This window comes from Streptomyces sp. NPDC039423, assembly GCF_055598725.1.
The window spans coordinates 353042-367236 of the sequence record NZ_JBVKAH010000001.1 but is presented as its reverse complement, the minus strand read 5'-3'; the positions used below and the strand labels follow the sequence as shown (position 1 = coordinate 367236).

General features: G+C 75.5%; 10 protein-coding genes. All 10 read left to right on the top strand.

Annotated features, from left to right (window positions below; translation table 11 throughout):
• The gene (locus tag ACZ7LK_RS01575) at positions 1-927 is read left to right on the top strand and encodes a carbohydrate ABC transporter permease (protein ID WP_392274740.1); all 927 of its coding nucleotides are present in this window, start codon (positions 1-3) and stop codon (positions 925-927) included.
• 6 nt (positions 928-933) lie between these two features.
• Positions 934-2199, top strand: coding sequence for a 6-phospho-beta-glucosidase (locus tag ACZ7LK_RS01570; RefSeq protein WP_471137887.1), 1266 nt, complete (start codon positions 934-936; stop codon positions 2197-2199).
• Positions 2190-3176 (top strand): N-acetylglucosamine kinase, encoded by a 987-nt coding sequence (locus tag ACZ7LK_RS01565; protein ID WP_471137885.1) that lies wholly within the window; start codon positions 2190-2192, stop codon positions 3174-3176. Before ACZ7LK_RS01570 ends, ACZ7LK_RS01565 begins: the two co-directional genes overlap by 10 nt.
• A gap of 153 nt (positions 3177-3329) precedes the next feature.
• Positions 3330-4739, top strand: a complete 1410-nt coding sequence (locus tag ACZ7LK_RS01560; protein ID WP_392274738.1) for a hypothetical protein — start codon at positions 3330-3332, stop codon at positions 4737-4739.
• A gap of 206 nt (positions 4740-4945) precedes the next feature.
• On the top strand, positions 4946-5893 hold the full coding sequence (locus ACZ7LK_RS01555; protein ID WP_471138598.1) for a glutamate ABC transporter substrate-binding protein: 948 nt from the start codon (positions 4946-4948) through the stop codon (positions 5891-5893).
• Between the two features lie 36 nt (positions 5894-5929).
• On the top strand, positions 5930-7201 hold the full coding sequence (locus ACZ7LK_RS01550) for a hypothetical protein (protein ID WP_469464586.1): 1272 nt from the start codon (positions 5930-5932) through the stop codon (positions 7199-7201).
• A 41-nt stretch (positions 7202-7242) separates the two neighbouring features.
• Positions 7243-9711 (top strand): serine/threonine-protein kinase, encoded by a 2469-nt coding sequence (locus tag ACZ7LK_RS01545; RefSeq protein WP_471138596.1) that lies wholly within the window; start codon positions 7243-7245, stop codon positions 9709-9711.
• A 3-nt stretch (positions 9712-9714) separates the two neighbouring features.
• The gene (locus tag ACZ7LK_RS01540) at positions 9715-11244 is read left to right on the top strand and encodes a PP2C family serine/threonine-protein phosphatase (protein WP_471137882.1); all 1530 of its coding nucleotides are present in this window, start codon (positions 9715-9717) and stop codon (positions 11242-11244) included.
• A gap of 80 nt (positions 11245-11324) precedes the next feature.
• Positions 11325-12683, top strand: a complete 1359-nt coding sequence (locus ACZ7LK_RS01535; protein ID WP_392274735.1) for a vWA domain-containing protein — start codon at positions 11325-11327, stop codon at positions 12681-12683.
• Between the two features lie 53 nt (positions 12684-12736).
• Positions 12737-14194, top strand: coding sequence for an FHA domain-containing protein (locus ACZ7LK_RS01530; protein ID WP_471137880.1), 1458 nt, complete (start codon positions 12737-12739; stop codon positions 14192-14194).
• Position 14195: the final 1 nt, after the last annotated feature.

The window sequence follows — 14195 nt, the reverse complement described above, 5'->3', positions numbered from 1 at the left end:
ATGACGCATACGCTCGACACGCCCCCCGGGGTCACGCCGCCGGAGGCGGCACCCCCCGGGGGCGCCCGTCGCGGGGCCTCGCCCGCCGCCCGTACGGCCCGCCGAAGGGCGGTGCTGCACTGGATCGCCGTGCACGCGCTGGGCGTGGCGGCGGCGCTGTTCTTCGTGCTGCCCTTCGTCTTCCTCCTCCTCACCTCGCTGATGAGCGACCAGCAGGCGCTCACCCGCGACCTCACCCCCGACACCTGGGAGTGGGGCAACTACGCCCGGGTGTGGCACACGCCCGGTTTCCTCACCTGGTGGCGGAACACCCTGCTGTACGCCGGGCTGGGCACCCTGCTGACGGTCCTCTCGTCCATCCCCGTGGCGTACGCGCTCGCCAAGTTCCGTTTCCGGGGCCGGCGGGCGGCGCTGATGCTCGTCGTCGCGATGATGATGCTGCCGCCCCAGGTGGTGGTCATCCCGATGTACCTGTTCTGGGCCAAGCAGATGGACCTGTCCGGCTCGCTGTGGCCGCTGATCGTCCCGATGGCGTGCGGGGACGCGTTCTCCGTCTTCCTGCTGCGGCAGTTCCTGCTGACCGTGCCGGACGAGTACCTGGACGCGGCCCGGGTCGACGGCTGCGGCGAACTGCGCACGCTCGTCCGGGTGGTCCTGCCGATGGCCAGGCCGGGCATCGCCGCGGTCGCCCTGTTCCAGTTCTTCTACGCCTGGAACGACTACTTCGGCCCGCAGATCTACGCCTCGGAGAACCCGGCCGCCTGGACCCTGAGTTACGGACTGGAATCCTTCAAGGGCGCGCACCACACCGACTGGAACCTGACCATGGCCGCGACCGTGCTGGTCATGGCCCCCGTGATCCTCGTCTTCTTCTTCGCCCAGAAGGTGTTCGTCGAGGGCGTCACCCTGACCGGAGTGAAGGGCTGAATCGCTGTGAAACTGGCTGTTGTGGGGGGCGGCTCCACCTACACCCCGGAGCTGGCCGACGGGTTCGCGCGGCTGCGCGACACGCTCCCGATCGCCGAACTGGTCCTCGTCGACCCGGCCGCCGACCGCCTGGAGCGGGTCGGCGGGCTGGCCCGGCGGATCTTCGCCCGGCAGGGCCATCCGGGCGTGGTGACCACCACGTCCGACCTGGACGCGGGGATCGACGGCGCCGACGCCGTCCTGTTGCAACTGCGCGTCGGCGGACAGGCCGCCCGGCAGCGGGACGAGACGTGGCCGCTGGAGTGCGGCTGCGTCGGCCAGGAGACGACCGGGGCGGGGGGCCTCGCCAAGGCGCTGCGTACCGTTCCGGTGGTGCTCGACGTCGCCGAGCGCGTCCGGCGGGCCAACCCGGACGCCTGGATCATCGACTTCACCAATCCGGTCGGGATCGTCACCCGGGCGCTGCTGCGGGCGGGTCACCGGGCCGTCGGGCTGTGCAACGTGGCCGTCGGCTTCCAGCGGAAGTTCGCGAAGCTGCTGGACGTCGCCCCGGAGGCGGTGCACCTGGACCACGTGGGGCTCAACCACCTGACGTGGGAGCTGGGCGTGCGGCTCGGCGGGCCGGGCGGCGAGGACGTGCTGCCGAAGCTGCTCGCCGAGCACGGGGACGCCGTCGCCGCCGACCTCCGGCTGCCGCGCGCCCTGCTCGACCGGCTGGGCGTCGTCCCCTCGTACTACCTCAGGTACTTCTACGCCCACGACGAGGTGGTGGCGGAGCTGGCCGGCAAGCCGTCGCGGGCGGCGGAGGTGGCCGCGATGGAGCGGGAGCTGCTGGAGATGTACGCCGATCCGGCGCTGGACGAGAAGCCCGCGCTGCTGGCGCGGCGGGGCGGGGCGTTCTACTCGGAGGCGGCGGTCGACCTGGCGGCGGCCCTGCTGGGCGGCGCGGGGCCGGGGACGCAGGTGGTGAACACCTTCAACCGGGGGACGCTGCCGTTCCTGCCGGACGACGCGGTGATCGAGGTGCAGGCGTCGGTGGGCCCGTCCGGTGCCGTGCCCCTGCCGGTGCCGGAGCTGGACCCGCTGTACGCGGGGCTCGTCGGGCACGTCACGGCGTACGAGGAGCTGGCGCTGGACGCGGCGCTGCGGGGCGGGCGGGACCGGGTCTTCGCCGCGCTGCTGGCGCATCCGCTGGTGGGCCGGTACGCGACGGCCGAGGGGCTGACCGACCGGCTGATCGCCCACAACCGGGAGTACCTGGCGTGGGCGTGACGGGCGCGGTCCTCGCCATCGACGCGGGCAACAGCAAGTCGGACGTGGCGCTCGTCGGCGAGGACGGCACGGTCCTCGCCGCCGCCCGGGGGGCGGGTTTCCAGCCGCCGAGGGTGGGCGTCGGGGCGGCGCTCGACGTCCTGGCGGCCCTCGTGGAGGAGGTGCTGGCGGGCGCGGGGGTGCCCGCCGGCGGCGTGCGGCACGTGTCGGCCTGTCTGGCCAACGCCGACTTCCCCGCCGAGGAGGCCGAGCTGGCGGACGCGGTGCACGCGCGCGCGTGGGGGCGCACGGCCCGGGTGCGCAACGACACGTTCGCGATCCTGCGGGCGGGCGTGGACGAGCCGCGGGGCGTGGCCGTGGTGTGCGGCGCGGGCATCAACTGCGTGGGCATGCTGCCGGACGGGCGCACCGTCCGGTTCCCGTCGATCGGCCGGATCTCCGGTGACTGGGGCGGGGGTTCGGCGCTCGCGGAGGAGGCGATGTGGTGGGCCGCGCGGGCGGAGGACGGGCGCGGCGAGCCGACGGAGCTGGCCCGGACGCTTCCGGCGCACTTCGGGCTGGATTCGGTGTACGCGCTGGTGGAGGCGCTGCACCTGGGGCGGATCCCGGCCGAGCGCCGGCACGAGCTGACGCCGGTGCTGTTCGCCACGGGGGCGGCGGGCGACCCGGTGGCGCGGTCCGTGGTGGAGCGGCAGGCGGAGGAGGTCGTCGCCATGGCGGCGGTGGCCCTGGACCGGCTCGGTCTGCTGGACGAGGAGGTTCCGGTGCTGCTGGGCGGCAGCGTCCTGGCGGCCCGGCACCCGCTGCTCGACGGGCGGATCACCGGACTGCTGGCGGTGCGGGCGCCGAAGGCCGCCGTCCAGGTGGTCACCGCGCCGCCGGTACTGGGCGCGGCGCTGCTGGGCCTGGACCACGTCGGGGCGTCGGCGCGGGCCCGTGAGCGGCTGCGGGCGCACTACGCGGGGCGTCCGGAGTAGGGAACCGGCGGGGGGCGGCCGGCGTATACAGAGAGGGGATCGAACGGTGGTGCGGACGGGGCGCGGGCACGAGAACAACAAGATCGAGTCAAGCCTGGTGTGAAGACCGGCCCCTCCCGCCATACTGCGAAGAGCGACCGAGGGGGAGGTCACGTGACATACGCACCGGATGCGCCGGCCGCGCCGGGCACCGCACCCGCGCCGGCCGCGCCCGCCGTGCCACCGCCGCCACCGCCGCCACCGGTGGCCCCGCCGGGCCGGGGGGCGTGGGCCACGGGCGCCGCACGGCTGCGTGCCGCGGCGACCACCGAGCCGGGACGGCTCCGGGTCCTGGGTGCCGTACTGGCCGCGCTGGTCGTGACGTTCGGGGCCGTCACGGCGTTCGAGGTCTCCGACCGGGCCGCGGCGGCCGACGACGTGGTGAGCCGCAGCCAGCCGCTGAGCGCGGACGCGGCCGACATCTACCGTTCGCTGGCCGACGCCGACACGGCCGCGGCGAGCGGTTTCCTCGCCGGCGCGCAGGAGCCGGCCGGGGCGCGCGCACGGTACGAGAAGGACGTCACCACCGCGTCGCGGCTGATCGTCAAGGCCGCGGCGAACACGGACGGTTCCTCGCCCTCCGCCCGTGACATCGCCACCCTCAACGAATACCTGCCGCGCTACACGGGCCTGATGGAGCGCGCCCGCGCGGCCAACCGGCAGGGCCTGCCGCTGGGCGGCGCCTACCTGCGGTACGCCAACCAGCAGATGACCACCCGCCTGCTGCCCGCCGCCGAACGGCTGTACGGGGCGGAGACCGCCCGGCTCGACCGGGACGACCGGGACGCGCGGGCCTGGCCGTTCCTGTCGGCGGCCACGGGCCTGGTGGTGCTCGCCGTCCTCCTGTGGGCGCAGCGCCGCACCTACCTGCGGACGAACCGGGTGTTCAACCACGGTCTGCTGGCGGCCACGGCCGCGTCCGCGGTGGTGCTGCTGTGGCTGGTGGCCGGGCACGCGGTGGCGCGCGCGGAGCTGACCGAGGCGCGGGCGCACGGCCAGGAGTCGCTCGAGGTGCTGAACGAGGCGCGGATCAACTCCCTGAAGGCGCGCGCGAACGAGAACCTGACCCTGGTCGCCCGCGGCGCGGTGCTGACCGAGGACGGCAAGGGCGACAAGTACGAGACCGACTACGGCACGGGCATGAAGAGGCTGACCACCGCGCTGGGCGAGGCGGGCCGGCTGGCCGACGACGACGCGGGCGCCACCCCGGTCGCGGAGGCCGCGCACCGCGTGGCCGAGTGGAGGCAACGGCACAGGGCCGCGCGGGAGACGGACGACGCGGGCGACTTCGAGGGCGCCCTGGCCCGGGTGATCGGGGCGGAGGACTCCACCGGGGAGTCCTTCGACCGGGTGGACGCGGCGCTGGACACGGCCCTGGACCATGAGCAGGGCGAGTTCACCCGGGCCGCGCGGGACGGGCGCGGGGCGCTGGCCGGCCTGCCGGCCGGGGCGGCCGTCCTGGCCGTGCTGGGCGCGGCGGGGGCCGTCATGGGTGTCAACCGCCGGCTGTCGGAGTACCGGTGAGGGCGAGGGGAGGCAGGATGAGGGCCAACGACGACACGCCGCCGCGGCCGGCCACCGACGGGGCGGTGACGCCCGGACCGGCCACCGCCGGGCCGGTTCCCGCCCCGGGCCCCGACGGGCCCGGGGCCCCCGGCACGGGCGGGGCCGCCGGCCGGCGCCGGGCCCGGGGGGCCGGGCGGCTGCGCGGCTGGGGCGGGGTCGCGGCCATGGCCGTGGCGTGCGGGCTCACGGCCGCGCTGACCCTGGTGCCGCTGTCCCACGGCCGCCTGGGCGCCGCCCAGGCGTCGGGTGCGGGCGGCGCCCTGCCCGTGCGGGCCGACACCTGCCGGGTCCCGGAGGCCTCGCTGCCGCCGTCCACCGCCGGCGGACCTGCCGTCGACGCCATCAAGGCGCGCGGCAAGCTGGTCGTGGGCGTGGACCAGAACAGCTACCGGTGGGGGTACCGCAACCCGGCGACCGGGAAGCTGGAGGGTTTCGACATCGACCTCGCCCGGGCCATCGCCGAGGACATCCTCGGCAGCCGGGACGCCGTCGTCTTCCGTGCCGTCCCCACCAACCAGCGGATCGCCGCGCTGGAGAACGGGACGGTGGACCTGGTGGTGCGGACGATGACGATCAACTGCAAGCGGATCAAGCAGGTCGCCTTCTCGACCGCCTACTTCCAGGCCGGCCAGCAGGTCCTGGCGCCGGCGGACTCCCCGGTCAAGGGCTACGACGCGTCGCTCAGGGGCCGGCGGGTGTGCTCGGCGGAGGGATCGACGGCCTACGAGGCGCTGGAGCGGAACTCGTTCGGCGCCGTCTTCAAGGACGCGCACGACGGCGGGCCGGAGGACGAGGACGTCCACACCGTGCCCAACCAGCTCGACTGCCTGGTGCGGCTCCAGATGGGCGAGGTGGACGCCGTGGTGACGGACAACGCGCTGGCGGCCGGCCAGGCGGCGCAGGACCCGGCCGTCACCCTGAAGGGCAAGCCGTTCACCACGGAGTACTACGGCGTGGCCGCCAAGCTCGGCAACGACGACCTGGTGCGGCGCGTCAACCAAGTGCTCGTCGACTACCGCAAGGGGCCCTGGACGAAGGCGTACGACACCTGGCTGCGCCCCGTCCTGCCCGGCATATCCGGGCCGCCCGCGCCGAAGTACCGCACCAACTGACCTGCTGACCCGCGTGTACGACTGGAGAGGTGATCGATGGGCGTCACGGGACCTCCTGGGCCGGTGATGGACCGGGACGAGGTGGACCGTGCGCTGGCGCGGCTCGGGGCGGAGCACAAGGCGGTCGAGGACTCGCTGCTCGCCCTCCAGGACCACGCGGGCCGCCGGCTCCTCGAAGGCGCCGAGCTGACCGGCACCACCAAGGACCGCTGGGCCGGCACGGAGCGGGCGATCACCCTGCTGTGGACGTACTTCGACGTGTACACGGCCGCGCTGCACGAGGCGCGCGAGGTGCGTGCCCGGCGCCGGTGGCCCGGCCGGGAGGAGCTGGCCGAGCTGACGGAGCGGCTGCGCGGGGAGAGCGTGACGGTCCCGGGCGGGGCGACCCTGCTGGCCGAACGGTTCACCCTGGAGCGGCTGGTGGAGCGGATGAACGAGCTGTACGCGAGCTCGCTCGACACGGTGGTGACGGCCGACGCGGTGTGGTCCGCCCTGCCGGCGCGCATAGACCTGCTGGCCGCCGAGCTGAACCGCACGCGGTCGCTGGCCCACTCCGTGGGCGTGCGGCCCGGGGAGCACCCGGCCGGTGACGACCTGGAGTCCATCACGCACGAGCTGGTGACCCTGCGGTCCCAGGTGGTGACCGACCCGCTGGCGTTCTGGCGTCCGGCGGCGGGCAGTTCGGCACCCGGTGGCGGGCGGCCGGACACCGACCGGTACGACCGGGCGGCCCGCGCGCTGGAGGACGTGCGCCGCGAGATCGAGGCGGTGCTCCAGGTCCGGCAGGACTCCGAGGCGCGGCTGCTGCGGCTGCGGGACGTCCTGTCGCGCGCCGACCGGACGCTCACCGAGGCGCGCGCGGCCCGGGGCGAGGTGCTGGCGAAGATCGCCGCCTCGGAGGTGCCGGTGGTCAGCGGTCCGCCGACCGCGCTCCAGGAGCGGCTGGCGACGGCGGCCGAGTACCGGCGGCACGCCCGGTGGCACCGGTTGTCGCCGTTGCTGGAGGCGCTGGAGCGGGAGGCCGAGGACGAGTTGCTGCGGGCCCGTGAGCAGTTGACGGCCGTGACCGCGCCGCTCGCGGTGCGGGCGGAGCTGCGCGGCCGGCTCGACGCGTACCGGGCGAAGGTCGCCCGGCACGGCCTGGCGGAGGACCCGCTGCTGATCGAGCGGTACGACGTGGCCCGCCGGATGCTGTGGAGCGCCCCGTGCGACCTGCGGGCCGCCGAGCAGGCGGTGCTGCGCTACCAGCGCGCGGCGGCGGAGGCGCTGTCCGGGGCGGGGCCCGTGGACCGTAGGGGGAGCCAGTGAAGACGTGTCAGCGGCCCGGGTGCGAGGGCTCGTACGAGGACATGGGCGGCGGCGAGCTGTACTGCGACACGTGCGGGCTGGCGCCCGTGGTGTCGCCGTCCGGGATGGTGTCGTCGCCGCCGACGGGCGTCGCGGGCGGGGGCCGGGGGTCGACCGGCAGCTCGCGGTCGTCGTCCCGGTCGTCGCGGTCGTCCCGCGCGTCCCGGCGCTCGGTGTCGGGGCGCCTGTCGCGTGCGCTGTCGGGCGGGTCGGTGTCGTCCCGGTCGGTGTCGGTGCGCAGTTCCGGCGCGTCCAGCGGCCGGTCGGGGCGGGGCAGGCTGGGCGCGGGGCTGGTGTCGGTCCCGTCCGTGCCGCGCCCCGATCCCCGTTCGGTGGTGATGGCGCGGCCGGAGGTGCCCGAGCGGAAGCGATTCTGCTCGCGGTCCGACTGCGGGGCGCCGGTGGGGCGGGCACGCGGTGACCGGCCGGGGCGTACGGAAGGGTTCTGCACCAAGTGCGGCCATCCGTACTCCTTCGTCCCCAAGCTGCGCGCGGGGGACGTGGTGCACGGCCAGTACGAGGTGGCCGGGTGTCTGGCGCACGGCGGGCTGGGCTGGGTCTACCTCGCCGTGGACCGGGCGGTGTCCGACCGGTGGGTGGTCCTCAAGGGCCTGCTGGACACCGGTGACCAGGACGCGATGGCGGCGGCGATATCGGAGCGGCGGTTCCTCGCCGAGATCGAGCACTCCAACATCGTCCGCATCTACAACTTCGTGGAGCACCTGGACCAGCGGACCGGCTCCCTCGACGGCTACATCGTCATGGAGTACGTCGGCGGCAAGTCGCTGAAGGACATCGCCAACGAGCGGCGCGGGCCGGACGGGCGGCGCGATCCGCTGCCGGTCGAGCAGGCGTGCGCGTACGGCATCGAGGCGCTGGAGGCGCTGGGGCACCTGCACGGCCGGAACCTGCTCTACTGCGACTTCAAGGTCGACAACGCGATCCAGACCGAGGACCAGCTCAAGCTGATCGATATGGGCGCGGTGCGGAGGACGGACGACGACGAGTCGGCCATCTACGGCACGGTCGGCTACCAGGCGCCGGAGGTGGCGGAGGCCGGTCCGTCGGTCGCGTCGGACCTGTACACGGTGGCGCGGACGCTGGCGGTGCTGACGTTCGACTTCCAGGGCTACACGAACGTGTTCGTGGACTCGCTGCCGGACCCGGACGACATCGAGGTGTTCCGGACGTACGAGTCGTTCTACCGGCTGCTGGTGCGGGCGACCGATCCGGACCCGGCGCGCCGGTTCGCCTCGGCCGAGGAGATGGCCGACCAGCTCACGGGCGTGCTGCGGGAGGTGGTGGCCGTCCAGACGGGCCGTCCGCGCCCGGCCCTGTCGACGCTGTTCGGCCCGGAGGTGCGGGTGCCGGACACCGAGCTGTTCGCCGCCGCGGAGGGCGAGGTGTCGGACCTGGGCGCCCGGGAAGCCCCCCGGGGCGGCGGGTTGTTCGCCCGCGCCCGTACGCCCGCGCGGCCGCCCGTTCCGGGCGGGGTTCCCACGCCGCGCACGGAGGCGGCGGGCACCCCTGCCGCCGTCACCCCGCCGCTCGCCCCGCTCGACGCCCGGGCCACCGCGCTGGCGCTGCCCGTGCCGCACGTCGACGCGGGCGACCCCAACGCCGGTTTCCTGGCCGGTCTGATGGCGTCCGCGCCCGCCGAGCTGATCGCCGCCCTGCACACCGCCCCGGCGAGCTCCCCCGAACTGCGCATCCGCGAGCTGCGCGCCCGCCTGGAGATGGGCGACGCCGGCTCGGCGGGCCGGGCGCTGGACGACCTGGAGGCGCGGCACCCCGACGACTGGCGGGTCGTCTGGTACCGGGGGATCGCGTCCCTGGCGTCGGGCGACGACGCGAACGCGGCGCTGTCCTTCGACGCGGTGTACGACGCCTTCCCCGGCGAGCCGGCGCCCAAGCTCGCCCTGGGCGTCTGCGCCGAGGTGCTGGGCCAGTTGGACAACGCGGCCGAGTACTACCGGCTGGTGTGGACGACGGACCCGAGCTACGTGAGCGCCGCGTTCGGCCTGGCCCGGGTCCGGCTGGCCGCCGGTGACCGGGCGGGTGCCGTGGCCGTGCTGGAGTCGGTGCCGGAGGCGTCGATCCACTACACGGCCGCGCGCGTGGCGGCGGTACGGGCGAGGCTGCGGCGCCGCTCCGCCCGGGAGCCGCTGCTGGGCGACCTGACGGCGGCGGCCGAGCAGGTGTCCGCGCTCCAGCAGTTCGGGCTGGACGCGGTGCGCCGCGAACAGTTGTCCACAGAGGTGCTGGGCAAGGCGCTGGACTGGGTACTCTCCGGTAGTCCCGGAGCGGGGACCGTACGGACCCCGCTGCTGGGAAGCGAACCGGACGAACGCGGCCTGCGCTTCGGACTGGAACGCTCCTACCGGGTGCTCGCCCGGCTCGCTCAGCGCGGCGAGGAGAGGATCGACATGGTGGAGCGGGCCAACCGCTTCCGCCCCCGGACATGGGTGTGAATGATGTCGCAGAGGCACCAGCCGTCCGCCTGCCCCAGCTGCGAGGAGCCGCTGGAGCCGGGTGACCTGTTCTGCGGAGCGTGCGGGTACGACCTGTCGGCCGTACCGCCGCCGCCGGAGGACCGTCCGACGATGGTCATGGGCGCCCCCGCGGGCGGCGCGGCCTGGCCCGCCGTCCCGGCCGCGCCCGGACGGGACCAGCAGGTCGGCGCTCCGCCGGCCGGCCGGCCCGCCCCCGGCCCCTCGGCGGTGCGGTTCGACGCCCGCGCCGCGGACGCGGGCGCCGGTGACTTCGAGTTGCCTGCTCCCGGCCCGGCGGCGCGCCCGGCGCCCGCGCCCGGGACGGCCGCCGGGCCCTGGGGCCCCGCCGCGCCGGCGCCTCCGCCCGCCCCGGTGGCCGGCGCCCCCGCGCCGCCGGTCCCGCCCGCACCGCCCGTCGTCCCTCCCGTCCCTCCCGTCCCTCCCGTCCCGCCGGTCCCGCCCGCGCCCGCGCACTCCGTGGCGCCCGCTCCGGACGACACCCCGGCCCCGGCCGCCCATGCGGGCGGGGCCCCCGATCCGCGGGAGGCCGAGCACACGGCGACGCCGCCCGCCGGGACCAGGCTGTGCGTGGCCTGCCGGGCGGGGCACGTGGATCCGGACGGGTACTGCGAGAACTGCGGGCATGCCCAGCCGCGCGAGCGCGACCACATGGAGGAGGAGCTCGGCGCGGTGGCCGCCGTGAGCGACCGCGGGCTGCGCCACCACCGCAACGAGGACGCGTTCGCGGTGTCCTCGACGGCCCTCCCGGACGGTTCGCCGGCCGTCGTGGCGATCGTCTGCGACGGCGTGTCGTCGGCGACCCGGCCCGACGAGGCGTCGGCGGCCGCCGCGGCCGCCGCCAGCGAGAGCCTGCTGGCCTCCCTCCCGCGCGGTACGCACCCGCAGGCGGCGATGCACGACGCGATCGTGGCCGCCTCGGAGGCGGTCAACGCGCTGGCGGCCGCGGACGGCGGGCAGGACGCGGGCGGGGCCATGGAGCACGACCCGCACCACCACCGCAACGCGCCGGCCTGCACGCTCGTCGGAGCGGTCGTGGCGAACGGCCTGCTGGTGGTCGGCTGGGTCGGCGACAGCCGCGCCTACTGGGTGCCCGACGACCGCGGCGCTGCGCCCGCCCGGCTCACCGAGGACGACTCGTGGGCCGCGCAGATGGTCGCGGCCGGGCTGATGAACGAGGCCGAGGCGTACGCGGACGAGCGCGCCCACGCCATCACGGGCTGGCTGGGGGCGGACGCGTACGAACTGGAGCCGCACACCGCCGCGTTCAAGCCGGACCGTCCCGGTGTGGTGGTGGTCTGCACGGACGGCCTGTGGAACTACGCGGAGGGGGCGGAGGACATGGCGCGGGTGGTGCCGCCCGACGCGGCCGGCCGGCCCCTGCACGGCGCCCAGGTCCTCGTCGGGCACGCGCTCGACGGCGGGGGCCACGACAACGTAACAGTGGCGGTCGTGCCGTTCGCCGTGGCGCCCGGAGGGGCAGGATCGGCCTGACCGTTCCGCCCGACGACCAGCCCCCTACCTCCCTCCGCCCGTCGCGCGGGCGTCCGACCACGTCCTGAGGAGCCGATCAGATGGCGAACTTCTCCAAGCCGAACGCGCCCCGGTTCTCGGTGGACGTCTACCAGAACGAGTTCCTGCCGGAGGGCGGCCGCGAGGTCAACGCGATCGTCACGGTCACCGCCGCGGGCGGCGGCACCGGCGGAGGGGTGGCGCCGGCCGGGGCGTCGGTCTCCCCCGCGCACATACCGGGACAGGCGCCGACCGCCGCCGTGGTGGTCATGGTCGACTGCTCCGGCTCCATGGAGTACCCGCCGACGAAGATGCGCAACGCCCGGGACGCCACGGCGGCCGCGATCGACACCCTCCGCGACGGTGTCGCCTTCGCGGTGGTCGCCGGCACGCACGTCGCCAACGAGGTGTACCCGCGGGGCGGACGGCTGGCCGTCGCCGACGCCCGGACGCGCGCCGAGGCGAAGGAGGCGCTGCGGAAGCTGGGCGCGGGGGGCGGCACCGCCATCGGTACGTGGCTGACGCTCGCCGACCGGCTGCTGGCCACCGCCGACGTACCGATCCGGCACGGCATCCTGCTGACCGACGGCCGCAACGAGCACGAGTCGCCCCAGGACCTGCGGGCCGCCCTGGATGCCTGTGCCGGGCGCTTCACCTGCGACGCCCGCGGGGTGGGGACCGACTGGGAGGTCAAGGAGGTCACCGGGATCGCCTCGGCGCTCCTCGGCACGGCCGACATCGTCGCCGACCCGGCGGGCCTGGCCGCGGACTTCACGCGGATGATGGAGACGGCGATGGGCAAGGAGGTCGCCGACGTCGCCCTGCGCCTGTGGACCCCGGTCGGGGTGGAGATCGTGTTCGTCAAGCAGGTGGCGCCGGCGGTCGAGGACCTGACGGACCGGCGTACGGAGGCGGGGCCGCGGGCCGGGGACTACCCGACGGGTTCATGGGGCGACGAGTCCCGCGACTACCACGTGTGCGTCCGCGTACCGGAGGCCGGTATCGGCCAGGAGATGCTCGCGGCGCGGGTCTCGCTCGTCCTTCCGGACCCGGCGGGCGGCACGCCCCAGGCCCTGTCGCAGGGCCTGGTACGGGCGGTGTGGACGGACGACATGGTGGCGTCCACCTCCATCAATCCGCAGGTCGCGCACTACACGGGGCAGGCCGAACTGGCGCATGTCATCCAGCAGGGGCTGGATGCCCGCAAGTCGGGCGATTTCGATGGCGCAACGGCGAAGCTCGGCCGGGCCGTGCAGTTGGCCGCCGCCTCCGGCAACGCGGACACCGCGAAACTCCTTTCGAAGGTGGTGGACGTGGTCGACGCGGCGACAGGTACTGTGCGACTGAAGGCGAAGGTCGCGGAAGCGGACGAGATGACGCTCGAAACGCGCTCCACGAAGACCGTTCGCGTCAAGAAATAGGTCACGATCTGCTCGGCCCGCGGGGCCGGACGAGGAGAGGGGGAAGCGCCGACATGCCGACCTGCCCGAACGGACACCAGTCGGGTTCCGACGACTGGTGCGAGGTCTGCGGCCACCGCATGGCCGGGGCGGGCGCGCCTGCGGGTGCCGTTCCGCCGCCGCCTCCCCCGCCGCCCCCCGCCTACGGCTACCCGGGCCCCGGTGGCCCCGGCGCTCCGGGCCGGCCGGGTGGCCCCGGCGGTCCCGGCGGTCCGGGCGGCTTCGCCGGGGGCGACCCGAACGCCACCGCGCAGGCGGAGCTGTGCCCCCAGTGCCGTACGCCCCGTGAGGCCATGGCGCCGTTCTGCGAGGAGTGCCGGTGGAACTTCCTCACCAACACGGCGACCTCGTACACGCCCCTGGCACCGCCCCCGCCCCCCGGCGGCCAGGGACGCCCCGGCGGCCCCGGTGGCCCCGGCGGGCCGCCGCCCGGGCTGAACCTGCCGCCCGGCTTCCAGTCGCAGCAGCAGCCGCAGCCGCCGCGCACCCCGGACCCGTACGAGTACCAGGGCTCCCGCCCGTCCCAGGTCAACCGCCCGGCCGAACCGCTGAACCCGGAGCCGTCCGCGCCCCAGCGCCCGCAGCAGGGGCAGCCGCAGGGCCCGCCGCCGGTTCCCCAGGCCTTCCAGCAGCCGCCCGGCGCGCCGCGGCCTCCGCAGGCGTTCCAGCAGCCCGGCCCGCCGCCCCCGCCGCAGCCCCAGCCGCCGCAGCCGACCGCGCCGACCGGTGGTGGCGGGGACGACTGGATGCTGCCGCCGCCCTCACAGGCCCAGGCACCCCACGCCCCGGCGCCGCAGGCCCCGGAGCGCCCGGAGCAGCAGGAGGCCCCCCGTGCGCCTCAGCAGCCCCAGCACCCCCAGGCCCCGCAGGCGCCTCACGCACCGCAGGCGCCCCAGGCACTCCACGCACCGCAGAACCCGCACGGCCCGCAGGCGCCCCATGTGCCGCAGAACCCCCACGGGCCGCAGAACACGCATACGCCGCAGAACACGCACGCCCCTCAGGTGTCCCAGGCCCCGCAAGCGCACCAGGCTCCGCAGCCGCCGCAGTACCAGGCGGCGGCTCCGGTGGGCTGGACGGCCGTCGTGGCGCCCGACCGTGAGTACTTCATGGCGATGATGCAGCGCAGCGGCCCCGAGGCCGCGGGGCTCAACCTGCCCGCGTACTCCCCGGAGCAGCGCCTGCCGCTCTCCGGCAACCAGATCAGCATCGGCCGCCGCCGGCACTCCACGGGCGAGTCCCCCGACATCGACCTGTCCGTGCCGCCGGAGGACCCGGGCGTCTCGCACCACCACGCGGTGCTGGTGCAGCAGCCGGACGGTTCCTGGGCGGTGGTCGACCAGAACTCGACCAACGGCACCACGCTCAACGGCGCGGAGGACCCGATCCAGCCGTACGTCCCGGTCCCGCTCAAGGACGGCGACCGGGTGCACGTGGGCGCCTGGACGACGATCACCATCCACCGGGGCTGAG

Bases quoted from the DNA above. Each gene is read 5' to 3' on its own strand.
- ACZ7LK_RS01535 (WP_392274735.1), top strand. From the start codon at position 11,325: ATGGCGAACTTCTCCAAGCCGAACGCGCCCCGGTTCTCGGTGGACGTC.
- ACZ7LK_RS01550 (WP_469464586.1), top strand. From the start codon at position 5,930: ATGGGCGTCACGGGACCTCCTGGGCCGGTGATGGACCGGGACGAGGTG.
- ACZ7LK_RS01555 (WP_471138598.1), top strand. From the start codon at position 4,946: ATGGCCGTGGCGTGCGGGCTCACGGCCGCGCTGACCCTGGTGCCGCTG.
- ACZ7LK_RS01575 (WP_392274740.1), top strand. From the start codon at position 1: ATGACGCATACGCTCGACACGCCCCCCGGGGTCACGCCGCCGGAGGCG.
- ACZ7LK_RS01545 (WP_471138596.1), top strand. From the start codon at position 7,243: ATGGGCGGCGGCGAGCTGTACTGCGACACGTGCGGGCTGGCGCCCGTG.
- ACZ7LK_RS01530 (WP_471137880.1), top strand. From the start codon at position 12,737: ATGCCGACCTGCCCGAACGGACACCAGTCGGGTTCCGACGACTGGTGC.
- ACZ7LK_RS01540 (WP_471137882.1), top strand. From the start codon at position 9,715: ATGTCGCAGAGGCACCAGCCGTCCGCCTGCCCCAGCTGCGAGGAGCCG.